The following is an 18,395-nucleotide window of genomic DNA, read 5'->3' on the forward strand; positions in this document are numbered from 1 at the left end:
TTTAATACAAAAACTCAAGGGAGGGTGCTCAAATGAAATGGATGTTAACACTGTGCTTATTACTCTTAGCACCGATGAGCTGGGCAGAAGAGAGTAAGTCGGCTAACACAAAAGCAGCTAAGTACGAAGGTATCGAGATTACGGTAAACGTAAATACAGCTTCAGCGCAAGAGATTGCCACCATGCTAAAGGGTATTGGTGAAAAGAAAGCGAAAGATATCGTCGAATATCGTAATGAACACGGTCCTTTTAAAACCATTGCGGATCTGACCAAAGTGAAGGGCATTGGCGATGCCACGGTGAAAAAGAATGAAGAGCGTATTTTGTTGTAATCAACGTTCTTGCCATTAAAAAGCGAAGTTTCTGTTTCCTATTACTGCTTTCCCGAACCAATCTTCTTTAATGGTTCGGGATTTTTTTGTTTGGTTAGCTTAAATGCGAAAATGGAGTGTGAAGAGCTCTTTTTAGCGTTTTGCCAAGGGAGCTAACCAAAGAGACGACGGAGTAGCAATTTTTCTAACCCAGCCATACCTAGACCACCAATTGCGCCAAATAAATGCGCATCAACAGCAACACGAGCCCCAATCATTGCAGCTGTACTAGTCGAAGGACCGTAGAACTGTTCCCAGGCGATTTTCGCAATTAGACCACCAACGAGCAGCATGCTGCTTCTTCTGCCATCAAAAACTTCACTCAGAGCCCAGAAACCGAACAATCCGTGCAGTACCCCTGATAAACCAACGTAAACCGACATATTAGTGAACAAGTTCATTGCACCAACAAAGGCGCACAAGACAATGAACACAATGAGAAAGTTGCGCACGGTAGGGCGGAAAATAAAACCAATAATCCATAGACCAGCTAAGTTCATACCAAGATGAGCAAAGTTGGTATGCGTCAAATTTCCTGTTACGATTCGCCACCATTCGCCATGGCGTATATTGTATGCATGCCATTCAGTTAGACTTGCCATTGGCTCGAATTGAAGTATTAAACAGATGACGCTGATGATGCTCAGCAATGTATAAAGGTTCACTCTATGTCTCGTTATTGTTCTCAGTGTGGAAAATCGCGCAAAGCTTGTATCTGCCAATGGATTGTATCGCTAGCAAACGAGGTTGAACTTATCATCCTTCAGCATACGAGTGAAGAGCATCGTCCTCTCGGTACGGCACGGATTCTCAATTTAAGCTTAAATCATTGTACTTGCTTGATTGGTGAAGATTTTTCTGACGATTCAGTTTTAAATGCCTTGCTTGAGGATGCAACGTACCAGCACTTTATTCTGTATCCTTCAGAGCAGTCGTTGTGTCTTTCTCAGTTGGCAGATGAACGATCTGATTCTACTAAGAAAACCCGTTTGATTTTACTTGATGGGACATGGAAGAAAGCTTACAAGATGTGGCAGCTTTCGACCAATTTACAGTCTATCCCCACGGTGAAGTTGCCGGAAAATCTACAAGGTCACTACACCATTCGTAAAGCACCGTCTGAAAACAGCTTATCGACGGTAGAAGCTGGGTATCATGCGTTAAGCTTGTTAGAGCCAAACCAAGATTTCACACCTTTATTGGCGGCGTTTGAGAAGATGATTGAGTTCCAAATCGCCCAGATGCCTCCGGGCGTATTTGAAAAGAACTATCTGAAAGCTCGTTAAGCTGAAAGGGGATTAAGGTTCAGCCGTCCTTTTCGGTTAGAGCACGATTGAAGAAAACAACTGACGGTGTAGCTTTTGTGCATGCCCGTCAGTCATCGCCGAGATGTAATCTGCTATCACTCGCATTTTTGCGCTCTCGGTGGTGGCAGTTTGCCACAAGGTTTGGGTGTGTGTAGGAAGTAAGCGTTCAGGATCGGCACTTAATGCCTCAAACAAATCCATGATGATCTGTTGACCCTTATACTCAACAATCTGCACCTGATGCACTTGAATCACATACTTACCAACAAAGTGTTTGAGGACTTCAAGCGCTTTTGCCATCTGTGGTTCTAAGCAGGCGTTCCAAGCCAGCAGCGCATTGTTAAATGGTTCATCGACGACTTTAATTGAGATACTGGTAAGTAGCGCATTGACCATACCGCCGATCGCATCTTTGCGTTCATGATGTTTGCCACTAAACAACATCTGCCCGATTGACCCAATGTGTTCTTCAAACCACGGGTCACCACAATCTGCCAGTTGGCTTGCTGCTCCTTCTTGCCATTGTTGGCGAGTGACCATGCCCAGCACAATTGCATCTTCCAAATCATGTACGCCATAAGCAATGTCATCGGCGAGTTCCATGATGGAACAATCGAGTGACTTGAAGCGAGTTTTACAGTGTTCAAACTCTGATTCCGGACGACAGCGCATTTGGCTTAACAAGGTTTTGTCGTTGTCGGTTAATGGTGCAATGACCCAATTGAACAAATCCTTATCGCAGTCGTAGATCCCCTTTGCTGGGCACCAGTCTTTGGCTTTTAGCTTGCGTTGGTGTTCGACTGGGTCAGGTAAGCAGACTGCACGAGTTTGGCTAAGTAGCGCAGGGTATTTGATCAAACCAAGTAGCGTGCGTCGCGATAAGTTCATACCAAAGTGCTCAGTATATGGCTCTAGTTTGGTGACGATACGAAATGTTTGAGCATTCCCCTCAAAGCCGCCATGCTCACGCATCATGTAGTTGAGGGCTACTTCACCACCATGTCCATAGGGAGGATGACCAATGTCGTGTGCTAAACAGAGAGAATCGATCAAGCTGTCAGACGGCAGAAGATCTCGAAACTCTGGTTGCTTTTTCTTGAGCTGCGCTACGATACCCGTTCCCAATTGCGCGGCTTCGAGAGAGTGGGTTAAGCGAGTTCGGTGGAAGTCTTCTAAGCTGTTGCCGTGGACCTGAGTCTTCGCCTGTAAGCGGCGGAAAGCCGCAGAGTGCAAGATGCGCGCACGGTCACGCTGATATGGGCTGCGATGATCGTCACGGCGGATCTTATGTTCATCGTCATGGCGCTCTTGCCATGAAGTATCTAATTCAAACGACACGTTTCTCTCCATCAACTAACTGATTTCATCCAGCGATAATTCAAAACTTGGGGCAAAGATATGAAGGAAGTATTCCATTTCCGGTGTTTTACGTTCTTGCAAAGTGATGTCGAGACGCTTCTTGGCGAGAGCAAACTCGTGATTACCTGCACTAAGTTCTTCGAGACATTTTAAATATGCACAGATGGAATCAGCTTGTTTCACGATCAATGCATCTTCTTCATGCGCAGAGTGCGACAACAGGTAGGGAGCAAAATCGTCTTGAAACTCCTCAGGCAACATGGACAGTAACTTTTGTTCCGCAGCTGCTTCGATCTTCTTATATTCTTTAGAGATTTCTGGGTTGTAGTATTTTACAGGAGTTGGCAAGTCACCAGTTAACACCTCACTGGAGTCGTGGTACATGGCTAGAATTGCTATCCGTTCAGGATTGAGGTTGCCGCCAAACTTCTTGTTTTTGATTAAGGCGAGGGCATGAGCGACAAACGCGACTTGCAAGCTGTGTTCAGAAACGTTTTCCGGTGATACCGAGCGCATCAAGGGCCAGCGTTGGATGAGCTTCATTCGTGCCAAGTGGGCGAAAAAATGGCTTTCTTTCATTGCTGTCTCCAATTTTGATTCTGATACAAAAAAAGGAGCTCACTAGGAGCTCCTCTAAGCATATGAGAGTTCAGTAGTAATTACTACTGGCTATACGTTGTTAAGAACCGTTCAAAGCGACTAATCGCGGTTTCGAGATCTTCTACGTGGGGTAAAGTCACGATACGGAAGTGATCGGGTTTTGGCCAGTTGAAGCCAGAGCCTTGTACCAACAATACCTTCTCTTGTTTTAAGAAATCCAAGACCATTTGTTGGTCATTTTTGATGTTGTACATCTTGGTGTCGATTTTCGGGAACAAGTACATCGCGCCTTTTGGCTTCACACACGAAACCCCAGGGATCTGATTGATCAGTTCGTAAGCGCGGTTTCGTTGTTCAAGAAGACGACCACCTGGCAGGATTAACTCATTAATACTTTGGTAGCCGCCTAACGCGGTTTGGATTGCATGTTGCATTGGTACATTGGCACACAAACGCATTGAAGACAGCAGTTCGAGACCGTTGATATAGCCTTGTGCCAAATGTTTAGGACCCGTTAGGAACATCCAACCACCGCGGAAACCACAAACACGGTATGCTTTTGACAGACCGTTGAAGGTCATTACCAATACATCGTCAGTAAGTGTTGCGACAGAAGTGTGTGTTGCACCGTCGTAAAGTACTTTGTCGTAGATTTCGTCGGCGAAGATCATCAACTTATGCTGACGCGCAATCTCAATCACTTCTAAAAGGAAATCACGGCTGTAAACCGCACCCGTTGGGTTGTTCGGGTTGATGAGAACAATACCGCGTGTTTTTGGCGTGATTTTCTTTTTGATGTCTTCTAGATCTGGATACCAGTCCGCACCTTCATCACATAAGTAATGAACAGGCTTACCACCTGATAGCGCAACAGATGCCGTCCACAATGGGTAATCCGGTGCTGGGATCAGCATTTCATCGCCATTATTCAATAGCGCTTGCATTGCCATTACGATGAGTTCGGAAACACCGTTGCCTACGTATACATCTTCCACATCCAGAGAACGGATGCCTTTACGTTGGTAGTGCTGCACGACGGCTTTACGTGCTGAGTAAATACCCTTGGAATCACAATAGCCTTGAGAAGTTGGTAGATTACGGATTACATCTACTAGAATCTCATCAGGGGCGTCAAAACCAAATGGGGCGGGGTTACCAATGTTTAGCTTTAGGATTTTATGCCCTTCTTCCTCCATGCGTTTAGCATGTTTGAGTACAGGACCCCTAATGTCGTAGCAGACATTGTCGAGTTTTGACGACATCCCGATATTTTGCATTGTTTAATTCCTAAAAAATCGTTAATTTCTTTATTAAAATACAATAATTTGTTTTTTATTAGAATATAAATCTGTAAATTATCCGTTTAGTGGCTAAGTTTTGTCCTGTCGCCATCACAGGATTTTGCAAAAGATCGCATACGACCTTGATTTGCTTTGGGTCTAAACTTAGAGTAGCCGTCAGTTACCACTAATCCTCACATATTTCGAGGTTGATTTGTCACAGTTCCATCAAGCCGTAAATAGAATTATCGAGCGAGTTCAGCAAACGGAAGGCAATCAAACACGTTTAGTCGAGCCACTCAACGAGAAACCAAATTTTGCGTTTATTGACTGGCTTGAAGCACAACCACTTTTTCCCAAGTTTTACTGGCAGTCCCGTGATACTCGTGAAGAAGTTGTTGCCCTAGGTCAGCTCCATTCTTTTGTTGAGCCGGGACCTGCATATACGATCCTTGGAGAAGGTCAACGTGTATGGGGTGGTCGTTCATTCGATGGTCAGCACGAGAAAAATCGTCGCTGCATGCCATCTTTCTTTTTTCTTCCTCAAATCGAGTTGATTCGCTTCGATCAACAATGGTCGCTCGCAGTCAATATCTCAGAAGATAAAACCCGTACATTAGCAGGCTTAAAAAAGCTGGTTTGTGATGTGCCTAGCCTTGCGCCTATTTCTTCTCATATTCGATCTATTGACCACGCGCCAACTGAGCCTGAGTGGAACACGCTAGTAGAAAAAGTGCTGACAGGTATTGAAAACGATGATTTCAAGAAAGTGGTTTTGGCTCGCAAAACAGTGGTTCAACTAGATTCGACACTTTCTGCTGCGCAGTTACTTAAAGCAAGCTACTTAAATAATCACCACAGCTTTCATTTTCTATTGAGTCTAGACAGTAAACACAGTTTTATGGGGTCAACGCCTGAGCGTCTTTATTCACGCGTTGGTCATGAGCTTCATACCGAAGCTTTAGCCGGCACTATTGGTCGTGGCGATAATGCAAAGCAAGATATGGAGCTAGCAAACTGGCTATCTCAAGATTCTAAAAATCTGAATGAAAACCAATATGTAGTGGATGACATTATCGATCGTTTGTCGCCGCATTCAGAAAGCGTTGAGGTCGAAAACGAGCCTCGCTTAGTACGTTTAAGAAAAGTTCAGCACTTGAAGCGTAATATTCACGCTGAACTGAAAGCTGGAATCAATGGGGTTCAGCTTCTTTCCGCTTTACAACCAACCGCTGCAGTAGCGGGTTTACCACGCAAGGAATCGATGCAGTTTATTCTGGATAACGAACCGTTTGCTCGTGGTTGGTATGCAGGTTCGATGGGTTATATTAGCCATGAACGTGCAGAATTTTGCGTTGCGATCAGAAGTGCTTTGATCTTAGGGGATCAAGTTCAACTGTTTGCTGGCGCGGGTATTGTTCCAGGCTCCATTGCAGAACATGAATGGGCCGAGTTAGATAAAAAAATGTCGACGTTACTTTCTCTTATTTCAGATCACCCACCGCTTGGGGTTGCATCATGAGTGCCGATCAAGCTGTTTTGAATCGCATCTGGTCTGAAACCATCCTGACAGAATTGAACCGCTTCGGTGTGAATCACGTTTGTATTGCGCCTGGTTCTCGCTCTACACCTTTAACAGTAGAAGCGGCAGATAACCCCAATTTTACTATTCATACTCATTTTGATGAGCGTGGATTAGGCTTCATGGCGCTCGGACTTGCTAAAGCAAGCAAAGAGCCGGTCGCATTGATTGTGACTTCTGGCACTGCCGTAGCGAACTTATTGCCTGCGATTGCTGAAGCAAAGTTGACTGGTGAAAAGCTGGTGGTACTGACTGCTGACCGCCCTGTTGAATTAGTAGGTTGCGGTGCAAACCAAGCCATCAACCAATTGGGTATTTTCGCTGAGCATGTATCGGACAGTTTAAACCTTCCGAGTCCGACATTATCAACGCCTCTTAATTGGTTGCTGACTTCTGTTGATGAAGTGATGTTTACGCAACGCCTAAGAGGCAGTGCGGTACACATTAACTGTGCCTTTCCCGAGCCTTTGTACTCGAACACTGAAAAGAGTACGTACCAAAGCTACTTGGACACGGTTGCAGGTTGGAGAGACAGCAAAGTCACGTATTGTCAGCGATTTAACCCTAAAACCAGCAGTGCGATCCCAAGTTGCGGCGATAACAAAGGCGTGGTAGTCATCGGAAGCTTGCCATTAGTTCAAGCGCAAGCGGCTCGTGTATTTGCGGAACAGATGGGGTGGCCGATACTTGCCGACCCACAAAGTGGAGTGAGTTCTGATTGGGCGCACTTTGATTTATGGCTACAAAACCCAAGGTTGGCAAGCCAGCTTGATGACTGCGATTTGATTGTTCAGTTCGGTAGTCGAATCATTTCTAAGCGTTTTAATCATTGGTTAGAGAGACATGTTTCTCGCAATCAACATGGTGGGGATATTCAATATTGGTATGTCTCTCCACGATTGGATCGTGACAATCAAAGCCACTTGCCTCAATGGCATTGGGCAGAGCAGCCAAGCGCGTGGGTAGAGCGTACTACAGAGTTTGAATCGGAGTATTCCGGCTGGGCAGATGACCTTGCTGCTGACATCAAACAGGTGACTCAGCATGCGAAAGGTTTGTTTGTCTCCGATCCTAAGAGTGAATTGAGTGAAATTGCTTTGGCAATAGATGTTGCGGAGCGGTCTCAAGGGGTGGACTTGTTTGTTGGTAATAGCTTGTTTGTTCGCCTAATCGATATGTTTGGCAAACTGGACAATACCGAAGTCTTCACTAACCGTGGCGCTTCGGGTATTGATGGATTGTTTGCTACGGCAAGTGGTGTGCAACGAGCTCGTCAAAATCCAATGTTGATGTTCCTTGGCGATACTTCTGCTCTATATGGATTGAACTCACTAGCGCTGTTTACACACAGTGAATTACCTTCGGTTTTAGTGATCACGAATAACGATGGTGGTGCGATTTTTGATTTACTGCCAGTGCCACAAGAGCATAGGGAGTCTTTCTACCAAATGCCCCATGGCTATGAGTTTGAGCATGCCGCTAAGCAGTTTGGATTAGAATACAGTAAACCAAGCACGCTGGCAGAGTACCAAACGTTAGTAGCACAACATTTGGCGACAGGTCGTGGAGCATTGGTGGTCGAAGTGCAAACGCCGTCAAATCAAGCGGTAGAGCATCTTAAATCCTTCAATAAGAATCTACATGCTCTATTCTGAACACTTTCCTGCAACGGAAAAACACCAAGGTAGCGCATTACCTACGTTGGTGTTTTTGCATGGTTTGCTTGGCAGTGGTGAGGATTGGCAAACGTGTATGGCAGCTTTGCCACAGTATGACCGAGTAACGATTGACTTACCCGGGCATGGGCATAGCCAATCTATTTTTTGCCGTGACCTGAATGATTGCTGCAAACTGCTCCATTCCACACTATCTTTACTATTTCCCTCACAACAACCGTTTATTCTGATTGGTTATTCAATGGGTGGGCGCATTGCTATGCATGGTCTTGCGCACCAGTGTTTTCTGGATCTCAATATTTGCGGTGCGATTATCGAAGGGGGAAACTTCGGGCTGCAAAGCGAGTCAGAAAAACAAGCACGGTTTAGCAACGATGCGCATTGGGCGAGACGCTTCAAAACAGAGCCTCTTGCCTGTGTTTTGAACGATTGGTACCAACAGTTGGTCTTTTCTTCACTAAACCATGAGCAAAGACAAACATTGATTGAGAAACGAAGTGCTAATCTTGGTTCAGCAGTTGCGGACATGTTGCTTGCGACGTCTTTAGCAAAGCAATCTTACTTGCTGCCTGCGCTGCAACAACAAACCATTCCGCTGCATTACATTTGCGGTTCAAAAGACAAGAAATTTAGTCAACTGGCTGAGAGTAGCGGGTTGGCGTATCGACAAGTTGAGGGCGCTGGACACAATGTCCATCAAGAGCAACCACAACAATTTGCGATGCACATTAATCAAATATTTCATTCTCACTTTGGGTGAGAGCAACGAGAACAATGGGAATCACCATGGCTAAAACAGTAGGCATTTCTGAAGAAGAACTTTACGCTCCGGTTCAATGGAAAGATTGCGGCGAGAAATACGAGGACATTCATTACCACAAGTCTGAAGACGGTATCGCGAAAATTACTATTGCACGTCCACAAGTGCGTAATGCGTTCCGCCCTCAAACGGTGAAAGAGATGATTGATGCGTTGGCAGATGCACGCTACGACTCTGGTGTTGGCGTGATCATTCTAACGGGTCTAGGCGAAGACGCTTTCTGTTCTGGCGGTGACCAGAAGATCCGCGGCGATTACGGCGGCTATAAAGACGACCAAGGCACTCACCATCTAAACGTGTTGGATTTCCAACGCGACATCCGTACTTGTCCAAAACCAGTGATCGCATCGGTTGCAGGTTGGGCTGTCGGTGGTGGTCATGTTCTTCATATGATGTGTGATCTAACGATTGCTGCTGACAATGCACAATTTGGTCAAACGGGTCCTAAAGTCGGTTCATTCGATGGTGGCTGGGGTGCATCTTACATGGCTCGCATTGTTGGCCAGAAGAAAGCTCGCGAAATCTGGTTCCTATGTCGCTTCTACAATGCACAAGAAGCAGTAGATATGGGACTAGTGAACACAGTTGTGCCACTAGAAGACCTAGAAAAAGAAACCGTTCGCTGGTGTCGTGAAGTTCTACAACATAGCCCTATGGCGCTACGTTGTTTGAAAGCGGCACTCAATGCAGACTGTGATGGTCAAGCGGGTCTGCAAGAGCTTGCTGGTAACGCGACAATGATGTTCTACATGACGGATGAAGGCCAAGAAGGTCGTAACGCATTCAACGAGAAACGTCGCCCAGACTTCGATAAATTCCCTCGTAACCCATAATCCGTATAAGAAGAGGAGCCATGCGCTCCTCTATTTCGTTTTCGTCCTGAGCGCCTCGCCCTCTGGGAGGCTAGCGGGTTTTCTCGCTAAAGAGCTCAGAATATACGGCATTACATAGGATTCGAATTATGCGTAAAGCGAAGATTTATCGTTACTGCTTGCCAATGGACAGTGGCGTGATACTGCGTGATAACAAGTTGACGGAACGTACAGGTTACATCGTTGAACTGTCCGAAGGCGATAAAATCGGTCGTGGTGAAGTCGCTCCACTGGTTGGTTTTAGCTTGGAAGGTGTGGAAGAAGCCGGTATTCAATTGCAAGCTCAGGTTGAACGCTGGGTTGCGAACTTACCTTTGGATTACAACCACATGTATCCATCGGTTGCGTTTGGTTTGTCGATGGCTCAACTGGAGCTTGAAGGTGGTTTACCTACGCAAGGTAAGCACCAAGTCGCGCCTTTGTGTAACGGTGACCCAGACGATCTGATCCCAAAACTGAACGAAATGGAAGGCGAAAAAGTCGCGAAAGTAAAAGTCGGTCTGTATGAACCAATTCGTGACGGTATGCTGGTGAACTTGTTTCTTGAGTCGATTCCACAGCTAACGCTTCGTCTTGATGCAAACCGTGCTTGGACGCCAGAAAAAGCGCAGCAGTTTGCAAAATACATTGCACCATCACTACGCCAGCGCATCACCTTCTTGGAGGAGCCATGTCGCTCTCCTGGCGACAGTCTGTCTTTTGCAATCAATACGGGGATCGCTATCGCGTGGGATGAGACGTTGCAAGATGCGGTTCGTCGTGAAGATTTCAGCTTGGAAGATCTTACTGGTGTGAAAACCATCATCATCAAGCCAACGTTAATCGGCTCGGTTGATTTCTGTATTAAGCTGATTGAAAAGGCGAAGACGCTGGGCATTAAAGCCGTGATCAGCTCAAGCATTGAATCGAGCTTAGGTCTCAACCAACTTGCGCGCTTAGCACAATGGCAACTACCAAATGAGATCCCAGGTTTGGATACCATTGGTTTGTTTAAAGCGCAATTAGAGCAGGGCTGGCCGAAGTGCGATCTTCCAGTTATTCCGCTGTCAGAGCAGGAGTTAGTGTGGCATTCAGCGTAGATGATATTGCGATTGCACCGTGGAAATACTGGGCTCAAGTGAGCCCTTTTTCTATTGCGCTTGAAACAAACAAAGCGTCGCTCAATTGGCAGCAATTAGCGGCACGGATTAGCCATTATGTTCATTCCCTGCAACAGCAAGGTGTGATGAATGGAGATGTGGTGACGTTAGTCGGTAAGAATCAAGTTGAAACCCTGTGGTTTTATCTTGCCGCTCAGCAGTTAGGAGTGACTGTTGCTTTAACCATGCCGCAGCCTTTTGAGGCTCTGTCTGGCAAACTAACGACATTATACAAACCGAACCAGCAACGCTTTGTTTGGTTTGCTGATGGTGCCGTTGGTTTGTACTCTGAAAATCAGTTATCACAACTTAGTGCTACCTTGTTGTCGATTCCAGACACTGACACCGATGATGTATCAGTGCTCTCTACTGACGGATACTCGCATGATGGATTCGCATCTATCGTATTTACCTCTGGTTCAACCGGTACGCCCAAAGCGGTTGTTCATACGCATAGACAGCATCTTTCTTCAGCTCAAGGTCTGTTGGCTGAGTTTCGGTTCGACCAACAAGATACGTGGTTACTCTCTTTGCCGCTTTATCATGTTTCTGGTCTTGCCATCGTGTATCGCTGGCTGTTCGCTGGTGCAACCATTAAGGTCGGAAGTGGAAGCCTTGCAGACGATATTGTTGGTGTCTCTCATGCTTCTTTAGTCTCGACCCAGCTTAAGCGTTTGCTGGACGAACAAGTTGAATTGTCTCTCACGCATGTATTACTGGGTGGTAGCCACGTCGCACATGAGCTCGCACTACGAGCGACACAACAAGGCATTGAGACTTGGCTAGGCTACGGCATGACGGAAGCCGCTTCAACGGTGACAGCAAAGCAAATAGACAGCATCAGCAATGCAGGTCACCTATTGCAAAATCGAGATATTAAGCTGGAGGAGCAACGCATTTATATTGGCGGGCTCACTCTCGCAACTGGCTACTTTAATCAAGGAAGTATTACTTCTCTGCTTAATGATGATGGTTGGTTCGACAGTAAAGACTTAGGTGAGTGGCAAGGCGATGAACTTAAGATCATTGGACGAGCAGACAACCAATTCATCTCTGGCGGTGAGAATGTTCACTGCGAAGAAATTGAAGCAGTACTGAACCAAATCGAGGGTATTTCGCAAAGCATTGTTGTGCCAGTAGAAGATGCGGAATTTGGACACCGACCAGTGGCTGTGATTCAAACTGAATCGTTATTGAGCAAAGTACAGTACGAGCAATACCTAAAAACTAAGCTAGAGAAATTCAAATGGCCAGTAGCGTATTACGCAATGCCTCAAACTCTGTTGGGTGGTGGTATTAAAGTGTCGCGCAAAGCAGTGAAAGACTGGTTAAAAAATGAAGTGCAAAACGGTGACTAAGCGTTATTGCACTTCAGGGGGATGTGGTGATGGTGAGTCACCACAATTCTTTAGTTAGCGAGCGCGACTTTCATCTGCTCAGCCACTTTATCTACTTTGCCCAATCCGATAATCACTTGTAAGCCGCCTTTACCAATCATAACTACGCCAGCAGCACCTAGTTGTTTTAGCTTAGCTTCATCGGCTAGAGAAGAGTCTTTTACGGTCAAGCGAAGGCGAGTAATACAGTTGTCCACCTCGAGAATGTTATCTGCACCACCGATCGCTGTGATGTAGTCTTTCGCCAATTCACCTATGTTCTCAGTGACTTCTTTTTCCATATCCTCGCCGCGACCGGGTGTACGTAAGTTGAACTTAATAATCGCAAAGCGGAATACGCTGTAGTAAATCGCGAAGAAAACTAAACCTTGTGGGATCAGCATGTACCATTTGGTCGCCAGCGGGTTTTGGCTTGATAGTACGAAGTCAACGAAGCCTGCAGAGAAGCCAAAACCTGCCATCCATTGCATGCTTGCCGCAATGCACATTGAGATCCCCGTTAATACTGCGTGAATCAGGTACAACACTGGCGCTAAGAACATGAAGCTGAACTCTAGAGGTTCTGTGATACCAGTGAAGAAAGACGCCATCGCAGCAGCCAGCATGATAGAAAACACTTTGGTTTTGTTTTGCTTATCAGCGCAGTGATAAATCGCAAGAGCGGCACCTGGTAGACCAAACATCATAATTGGGAAGAAGCCAGCTTGGTACATACCAGTTTTGCCGATCACAGCCGTACCATTGGCAATAGACTGTGCGCCGCCTAAGAAGTTTGGAATGTCGTTGATGCCAACCACATCAAACCAGAAGACTGGGTAGAGCGCGTGGTGCATGCCGATTGTCAGCATCAAACGGTTAAAGAAGCCAAAGAGACCTGCGCCTAACGCCCCCATGGATTCGAGCTTAGTCCCGAAAATAATTAATGCATCGTAAATCACAGGCCATACGTAAAGCAGGACAAAAGCCAAAGCCATGCCAGCGATAGAGGTTAAGATTGGAACCAGACGCTTGCCACTGAAGAATGCCAACGCCTTTGGTAGCTCAACACCAGAGTAACGGTTATAGATTTCTGCTGAGATCACGCCAACTAGAATACCGATAAACTGGTTGTTGATTTTGTTGAACGCATCAGGCACTTCGTCAGCACTAATATCCATCAATTGAGTAACGGCACCCGGTGCTAGTAATGTGGTTAGCACCATAAAACAGATAAAACCAGATAAAGCGGCAGAGCCATTCTTATCCTTACTTAATCCGAAAGCGACACCAACGGCGAACAGTACCGCCATGTTATCAATGATGGCTCCACCGGATTTAATTAGGAATGCCGCTAAAACACTTTCAGAGCCCCAACCGACCGGATCAATCCAGTAGCCAATCCCCATTAATATTGCCGCAGCAGGTAGGGTCGCCACGGGTACCATTAATGCCTTACCGACTTTTTGCATATAGCCGAGTATATTCATATTTGCCCCTATAATTTTAATGCCACCTAAAACATGATCTATGTTTGAAAGTGATGTTTTTATTTAGTTTCTAGAGACTATTTGAAACTTAATTATCGACGCAAACAAACGAAATCACTACTATCATGAATTAATATTTTTAATGCATGGTGCGTTATGGCTAACCAACAGTTACTGCTTAGAAACCTTCATACCTTCAGTATCGCAGCGAAGCACCTCAGCTTTACGCAGGCAGCGAAAGAGTTGCACCTCACTCAAGGCGCTGTGAGTCATCGCATCAAAGTGCTAGAGCAGGAGCTTGGTTTTTCTCTGTTTGTGCGAGGTACGCGGAAGTTAGATTTGACCGCAGAAGGGTACCGATTCCAAAAGACATTATCATCGTCACTGAGCACCATCTTTAATGAAATTGAAGAAATAAAATCAACGGATTTAGTTGGTGAACTGAATATCGCTGCATCTCCGGGATTCTTAAATGGATGGTTGATGCCACGTATTGCGGATTTTAAACGTCTTTATCCGGGATTTAACCTCAACCTGTTTGCACAGGAAAACCAATTAGATTTAGTGACTAATCACATTGATGCTGCGATTTTTTATGATACGGAGCATTTGGTTGATGTGTATCGCCAAAGACTGTTTGGTGAAAAGTACATCCCGGTCTGTACACCTGAGTACATGAAAGAACAGAATATTTTAGAGGATGGGATGGCATCACTTCATCGTATCAACTTTATCCATGCATTGGGTTCGGATGTATGGCAACGATGGATTGCCCATGTGGGACTTGATGTTGATATCTTTGAGCATTTTTATTGTGTTAGCCATCGAGATATGGCGGTGCTCGCGGCGAGAAATAGTGTTGGTGTGGCGATGGGGCGGTATCGATTCGTCAAAGATTTACTGGATAAAGGAGAATTGGTTAGCCCTTATCCGACAATGGATACGAACTTGGGGTACGATTTAATTTGTCCATCTGGCTATGAACATCGACCTAAAGTGAAAACCTTTATTTCATGGATAGAAAGTCATATACCCAAGTAACCTCAAAATGCTTGGTTCAGCGAGAATGACTTGGTTTGAAGGCGAGGCAACAATTTGAAGATCTAGTGGTTCTAAATCAAAAGTTGTTAACGGAGCATACGAACCAAGGCAACTCGCCCTTTGGGAGCGTGTCACTGAAACAATTTCATCGTCAAACAACTTTGAAAGAGCTTGCTATTACGCTTCGTTGTTTTCCTTGAACTTGAATCAGTGACAGCGCTCTGAATCCAGCACCTTGAAGTCACTTGGGTATAGTTGATTTCGCAATGAATTAGTCGAAAAGGTAATTTCGTATCCTTATAACTCTGAATCATAATCATGCTCAAAGATAAAGGAATAAGGCATAAGGTTCAGGATGATCAAATTAGCGTTAGCAGCGGCGGTATTATTGCAAATCGGTGTAGCTGTCAGCAGTGAGGGGTTAATGCGTTCATTGGCTGAGTTAACTGCCTTTCTGGTTGCAATAGCTTTAGTGTTGGTACACAAAAGTCAAAGCACGCGAAAAGTCGAGCCAACCCAGCCTCAGAAAATCGATCAAGGTTTAGCTGAGAAGTAACCAGCCTAGAGACGTAGTAGAAATCAGTACCCACAACGTGACGCCAAACAGTAATGGCTTTGCGCCTGCTGATTTGAGTTTTGAGACTGAAATACTGCAACCAATCAAGAACAAACAAACCACAAGAGCTTGCTTAGCAATGGCAAAGATGCCTTGATATACCACTTCAAATTGTGGGAAGAAATCGCTGAATGCAATTGCAGCACAGTACCAGAAAATGAAGTAAGGAATCACTAACTTACTTTTGCCTTCCTCTCCATTACCTCGAGAAAAGATCACAGCACTGATCAGTGCGACAGGGATAATCCACAATGCACGGGCGAGTTTCAATGTTGTTGCTGTCGTAAGTGCTTCTTCGCCGTAAGCAGACGCGGCACCCACAACTGAAGAAGTGTCGTGAATCGCAATCGCCGCCCATGTTCCGAACGTATGCTGATCCAAGCCTATTGCGTGACCAATCACTGGGAAGATAAATAGCGCTAATGAGTTCAGAACGAAAACCGTTGCAAGTGCAAGACCGATTTGTTCGTCCTTCGCTTTAATTGCTGGAGCGACAGCGGCAATTGCACTGCCACCACAAATTGCAGTGCCAGAAGCGATTAAGTAAGCGGTCGTTCGTTCTAACTTAATCATCTTCGCGATCGTCATACCGATCACAAGCGTGCCAAGAATGGTGGCGATGATAAGACCAATACCGTCAGAAGTGACTGCTAGAGCCTGCTCAAAGTGAATACCGAATCCTAAGCCAATGATTGAATAGGAAAGCAACTTCTTGGTAAAAGAGGCAATAGGAAGTTCTGTCGGTACTAGGCTAAAACTCGCCAATAGAAAACCGATCACAAGCGCAATAGGAGAGGACACGAAAGGGGTTAAACAAAACAGCAGTGCCAATCCAAAGGGGATATTCTTTGTATTCAAGGGTGTCGTTCGTTGTTATGAGTTAAAGCGTGGAGTATACAGTAACGCTTTTGGTCAGAAAGTCTTAATGAATTGAACATGCGTTCAGTTAAACTAAACGCATGTTCAAGAATATGAAAGTGCTGCTCTGAGTTTAACGCCAGTCGCCTCGAAGTGCTCTTACTTTTTCAAACATAACTTGCGCGCTGGCTTGTTTTGGATCGACGGGTGTTCCTGCTTCGATTTCTAATTTAGACCAGAAACGGGTTGGTAACCCCTTACATGCGCGACCTTTTGCACGGCTGAAATAGCTACCCCACAAACCTTTCAGTGCCATTGGTATAACAGGGACAGGGCTGCGGCGAAGGATGATATCGATACCACGCATAAACTCGTTCATCTCACCATCTGACGTTAAACGTCCCTCTGGGAAAATACACACAATATGACCCTCACTCAGTGCTTTCTCAACATCATTAAATGCGCGGCGAATCGATGTTCGATTGCTAGCCGAGATGGGGATCACGCCTGCTCGGCGAAGAAATCGTCGCAAAGGAGGAAGGTTCGCATAGTCTTCTTCCATCACAAATCGAATGAGACGAGGACAAACGGCACTTAATAGCAGTGAGTCCATATAGCTGACATGATTGCAGACGATCAATGCCCCGCCGTGTTCTGGTAGGTGGTGTAAGTTCTTGTGCTTCACTCGGTAAATGGTATGAGTGACCACCCACATTGCAAAGCGCACCACAAAGATAGGAATCTGCAAAAAAATGTACGTTGCAACGAGGAAGTTAAGCACCGCCAGAAGAGCAAACAATTGAGGAATGCTCATTTCAAGTACGCTTAGACAAACAATGCCTAATACAGCGCTGCCTACCATGAATAGAGAGTTAAAGATGTTTAAGCCTGCAATGACCTGCGCTCGTTCCGTTTCTTTAGCTCGGTGTTGCATCAAGGCATAAAGGGGGACGATAAAGAGACCGCCGGATACACCTATCATTAATAAGTAGAAGAACAAGGGCCAGAATGCATCGTAGCTAACAAACTCAGCGAAAGTATGGAAGCGAGGCAGATCGGTCGGAATCGATGTTGCCATCAAGAAACCGAAGATTGTGATACCCAGAGCACCAATCGGCACGATGCCGATTTCAATACGATGATTTGAGAGCCAATTACACGCCATGGAGCCAACAGCAATGCCCACAGAGAATAGCGCTAGAAGGAAAGAAACCGCGCTTTCGGTACCGTTCAAATACACCTTGGTGAAGTTTGGAAATTGAGTCAGATAAGCCGCACCTAGGAACCAAAACCAGCTGATTGCCATGATGCATTGGAAGACAATACGATCAGACTTAGCAATCGCGAGTGTGTGTTTGGTCTGTTTATATGGTTGCCATTTGAATTGAATGTCCGGCGCGCTGGCTGATGCAAACGGAATAAAGCGACTAGATAGGTAGCCCAAAACAGCAAAGATGACAACGCAGAAAGCAGCAAGATATTTGGCACTCTCTGCTGAGGCAATAATACCGGCACCGAGAGTACCGACCAGAATTGCGATAAACGTACCAGCTTCGACTAATGCATTGCCAGGGACGAGTTCTCTTTCATTAAGTTGTTGAGGAAGTAGGGCATATTTGACTGGTCCAAAGAACGCCGATTGGGTACCCATCAAAAACAGCAATAAGAGCAGGACGCCATAGCTTTCGGTGATAAAACCAATTGCGCCTAATAGCATGATGCCGATCTCGAACAACTTTACCTTTCGAATAAACCATGACTTCTCGTACTTATCCGCGAGCACCCCAGCTGATGCAGAGAATAAGAAGAATGGAAGAATAAACAAGCCTGCCGCTAAGTTAATGAAAAGGTTGCTAGAAATTGGTAACGCGCTTGACCCAGCAAAAGCCACAAACAGCAGCAGTACGTTCTTAAATATGTTGTCGTTGAAAGCACCAAAAAACTGGGTAATAAAGTAGGGGAGGAACTTTCGCTGCCTAAGCAAAGACGACTGGCTGTCTGATGACATGAA

Annotated in this window: 17 protein-coding genes; 10 read left to right on the forward strand and 7 right to left on the reverse strand. The window is 45.5% G+C overall.

Annotated elements, in window-relative coordinates:
- Positions 1-32 precede the first annotated feature (32 nt).
- Positions 33-332, forward strand: coding sequence for a ComEA family DNA-binding protein (locus tag OH463_RS00690; RefSeq protein WP_269990284.1), 300 nt, complete (start codon positions 33-35; stop codon positions 330-332).
- A 152-nt stretch (positions 333-484) separates the two neighbouring features.
- Here the strand turns inward: OH463_RS00690 and rrtA are convergent, their stop codons facing one another.
- Entirely contained in the window at positions 485-1,036 is a 552-nt protein-coding gene (gene rrtA, locus OH463_RS00695) for a rhombosortase (RefSeq protein WP_269990285.1), read from the reverse strand.
- A 3-nt stretch (positions 1,037-1,039) separates the two neighbouring features.
- Here rrtA and OH463_RS00700 point away from each other — a divergent pair, with 3 nt between their 5' ends.
- Positions 1,040-1,657 (forward strand): tRNA-uridine aminocarboxypropyltransferase, encoded by a 618-nt coding sequence (locus tag OH463_RS00700; protein ID WP_005446584.1) that lies wholly within the window; start codon positions 1,040-1,042, stop codon positions 1,655-1,657.
- 36 nt (positions 1,658-1,693) lie between these two features.
- Here the strand turns inward: OH463_RS00700 and OH463_RS00705 are convergent, their stop codons facing one another.
- From OH463_RS00705 to OH463_RS00715, 3 genes are all read right to left on the reverse strand, one after another.
- Positions 1,694-3,028 carry an anti-phage deoxyguanosine triphosphatase gene (locus OH463_RS00705; protein WP_269990286.1) on the reverse strand — a complete coding sequence of 445 codons (1,335 nt, stop codon included), beginning with the start codon at positions 3,026-3,028 and terminating at the stop codon, positions 1,694-1,696.
- A gap of 3 nt (positions 3,029-3,031) precedes the next feature.
- Positions 3,032-3,616, reverse strand: coding sequence for a 5'-deoxynucleotidase (gene yfbR, locus OH463_RS00710; RefSeq protein WP_026000131.1), 585 nt, complete (start codon positions 3,614-3,616; stop codon positions 3,032-3,034).
- 83 nt (positions 3,617-3,699) lie between these two features.
- Complete coding sequence (locus OH463_RS00715) at positions 3,700-4,914, reverse strand: pyridoxal phosphate-dependent aminotransferase (protein ID WP_005446588.1); 1,215 nt, start codon at positions 4,912-4,914, stop codon at positions 3,700-3,702.
- Positions 4,915-5,131: 217 nt separating this feature from the next.
- On the opposite strand from OH463_RS00715, the gene OH463_RS00720 reads away from it, so the two are divergent.
- The 6 genes from OH463_RS00720 to menE all read left to right on the forward strand — a co-directional run bounded on the left by OH463_RS00720 (position 5,132) and on the right by menE (position 12,364).
- Entirely contained in the window at positions 5,132-6,439 is a 1,308-nt protein-coding gene (locus OH463_RS00720) for an isochorismate synthase (protein ID WP_017188355.1), read from the forward strand.
- Positions 6,436-8,154 (forward strand): 2-succinyl-5-enolpyruvyl-6-hydroxy-3-cyclohexene-1-carboxylic-acid synthase, encoded by a 1,719-nt coding sequence (gene menD, locus OH463_RS00725; protein WP_009698339.1) that lies wholly within the window; start codon positions 6,436-6,438, stop codon positions 8,152-8,154. Before OH463_RS00720 ends, menD begins: the two co-directional genes overlap by 4 nt.
- Positions 8,141-8,935, forward strand: coding sequence for a 2-succinyl-6-hydroxy-2,4-cyclohexadiene-1-carboxylate synthase (gene menH / locus OH463_RS00730; RefSeq protein WP_045490403.1), 795 nt, complete (start codon positions 8,141-8,143; stop codon positions 8,933-8,935). The genes menD and menH overlap by 14 nt, the downstream gene beginning before the upstream one ends.
- Before the next feature lie 26 nt (positions 8,936-8,961).
- Entirely contained in the window at positions 8,962-9,828 is an 867-nt protein-coding gene (gene menB / locus OH463_RS00735; protein WP_005446595.1) for a 1,4-dihydroxy-2-naphthoyl-CoA synthase, read from the forward strand.
- Between the two features lie 128 nt (positions 9,829-9,956).
- A complete protein-coding gene (menC, locus tag OH463_RS00740; protein WP_005446597.1) occupies positions 9,957-10,946 on the forward strand; it encodes an o-succinylbenzoate synthase in 990 nt (329 codons plus the stop codon).
- Complete coding sequence (gene menE / locus OH463_RS00745; RefSeq protein ID WP_269990294.1) at positions 10,931-12,364, forward strand: o-succinylbenzoate--CoA ligase; 1,434 nt, start codon at positions 10,931-10,933, stop codon at positions 12,362-12,364. The genes menC and menE overlap by 16 nt, the downstream gene beginning before the upstream one ends.
- Positions 12,365-12,414: 50 nt before the next feature.
- On the opposite strand, the gene nagE is transcribed toward menE, so the two are convergent.
- Positions 12,415-13,869: an N-acetylglucosamine-specific PTS transporter subunit IIBC gene (gene nagE, locus OH463_RS00750; protein ID WP_269990295.1), complete on the reverse strand. Its 1,455-nt coding sequence runs from the start codon at positions 13,867-13,869 to the stop codon at positions 12,415-12,417.
- Between the two features lie 156 nt (positions 13,870-14,025).
- On the opposite strand from nagE, the gene OH463_RS00755 reads away from it, so the two are divergent.
- Positions 14,026-14,910, forward strand: a complete 885-nt coding sequence (locus OH463_RS00755; protein ID WP_005446602.1) for a LysR substrate-binding domain-containing protein — start codon at positions 14,026-14,028, stop codon at positions 14,908-14,910.
- 355 nt (positions 14,911-15,265) lie between these two features.
- Complete coding sequence (locus OH463_RS00760; protein ID WP_005446604.1) at positions 15,266-15,466, forward strand: hypothetical protein; 201 nt, start codon at positions 15,266-15,268, stop codon at positions 15,464-15,466.
- Here the strand turns inward: OH463_RS00760 and OH463_RS00765 are convergent.
- Together OH463_RS00765 and OH463_RS00770 are read right to left on the reverse strand one after the other, a co-directional pair.
- Positions 15,452-16,357, reverse strand: a complete 906-nt coding sequence (locus OH463_RS00765) for a YeiH family protein (RefSeq protein ID WP_047513154.1) — start codon at positions 16,355-16,357, stop codon at positions 15,452-15,454. The two genes, OH463_RS00760 and OH463_RS00765, sit on opposite strands and share 15 nt — an antisense overlap.
- Positions 16,358-16,517: 160 nt before the next feature.
- Positions 16,518-18,392, reverse strand: coding sequence for an MFS transporter (locus tag OH463_RS00770; RefSeq protein ID WP_269990297.1), 1,875 nt, complete (start codon positions 18,390-18,392; stop codon positions 16,518-16,520).
- Positions 18,393-18,395: the final 3 nt, after the last annotated feature.

The organism is Vibrio sp. NFR (genome assembly GCF_027587095.1).
GTDB lineage: Bacteria > Pseudomonadota > Gammaproteobacteria > Enterobacterales > Vibrionaceae > Vibrio > Vibrio harveyi.

Coding starts and splice junctions, on each gene's coding strand:
- OH463_RS00690 (WP_269990284.1), top strand. CDS start 33: ATGAAATGGATGTTAACACTGTGCTTATTACTCTTAGCACCGATGAGC.
- OH463_RS00700 (WP_005446584.1), top strand. CDS start 1,040: ATGTCTCGTTATTGTTCTCAGTGTGGAAAATCGCGCAAAGCTTGTATC.
- OH463_RS00705 (WP_269990286.1), bottom strand. CDS start 3,028: ATGGAGAGAAACGTGTCGTTTGAATTAGATACTTCATGGCAAGAGCGC.
- yfbR (WP_026000131.1), bottom strand. CDS start 3,616: ATGAAAGAAAGCCATTTTTTCGCCCACTTGGCACGAATGAAGCTCATC.
- OH463_RS00715 (WP_005446588.1), bottom strand. CDS start 4,914: ATGCAAAATATCGGGATGTCGTCAAAACTCGACAATGTCTGCTACGAC.
- menD (WP_009698339.1), top strand. CDS start 6,436: ATGAGTGCCGATCAAGCTGTTTTGAATCGCATCTGGTCTGAAACCATC.
- menH (WP_045490403.1), top strand. CDS start 8,141: ATGCTCTATTCTGAACACTTTCCTGCAACGGAAAAACACCAAGGTAGC.
- menB (WP_005446595.1), top strand. CDS start 8,962: ATGGCTAAAACAGTAGGCATTTCTGAAGAAGAACTTTACGCTCCGGTT.
- menC (WP_005446597.1), top strand. CDS start 9,957: ATGCGTAAAGCGAAGATTTATCGTTACTGCTTGCCAATGGACAGTGGC.
- nagE (WP_269990295.1), bottom strand. CDS start 13,869: ATGAATATACTCGGCTATATGCAAAAAGTCGGTAAGGCATTAATGGTA.
- OH463_RS00755 (WP_005446602.1), top strand. CDS start 14,026: ATGGCTAACCAACAGTTACTGCTTAGAAACCTTCATACCTTCAGTATC.
- OH463_RS00760 (WP_005446604.1), top strand. CDS start 15,266: ATGATCAAATTAGCGTTAGCAGCGGCGGTATTATTGCAAATCGGTGTA.
- OH463_RS00770 (WP_269990297.1), bottom strand. CDS start 18,392: ATGTCATCAGACAGCCAGTCGTCTTTGCTTAGGCAGCGAAAGTTCCTC.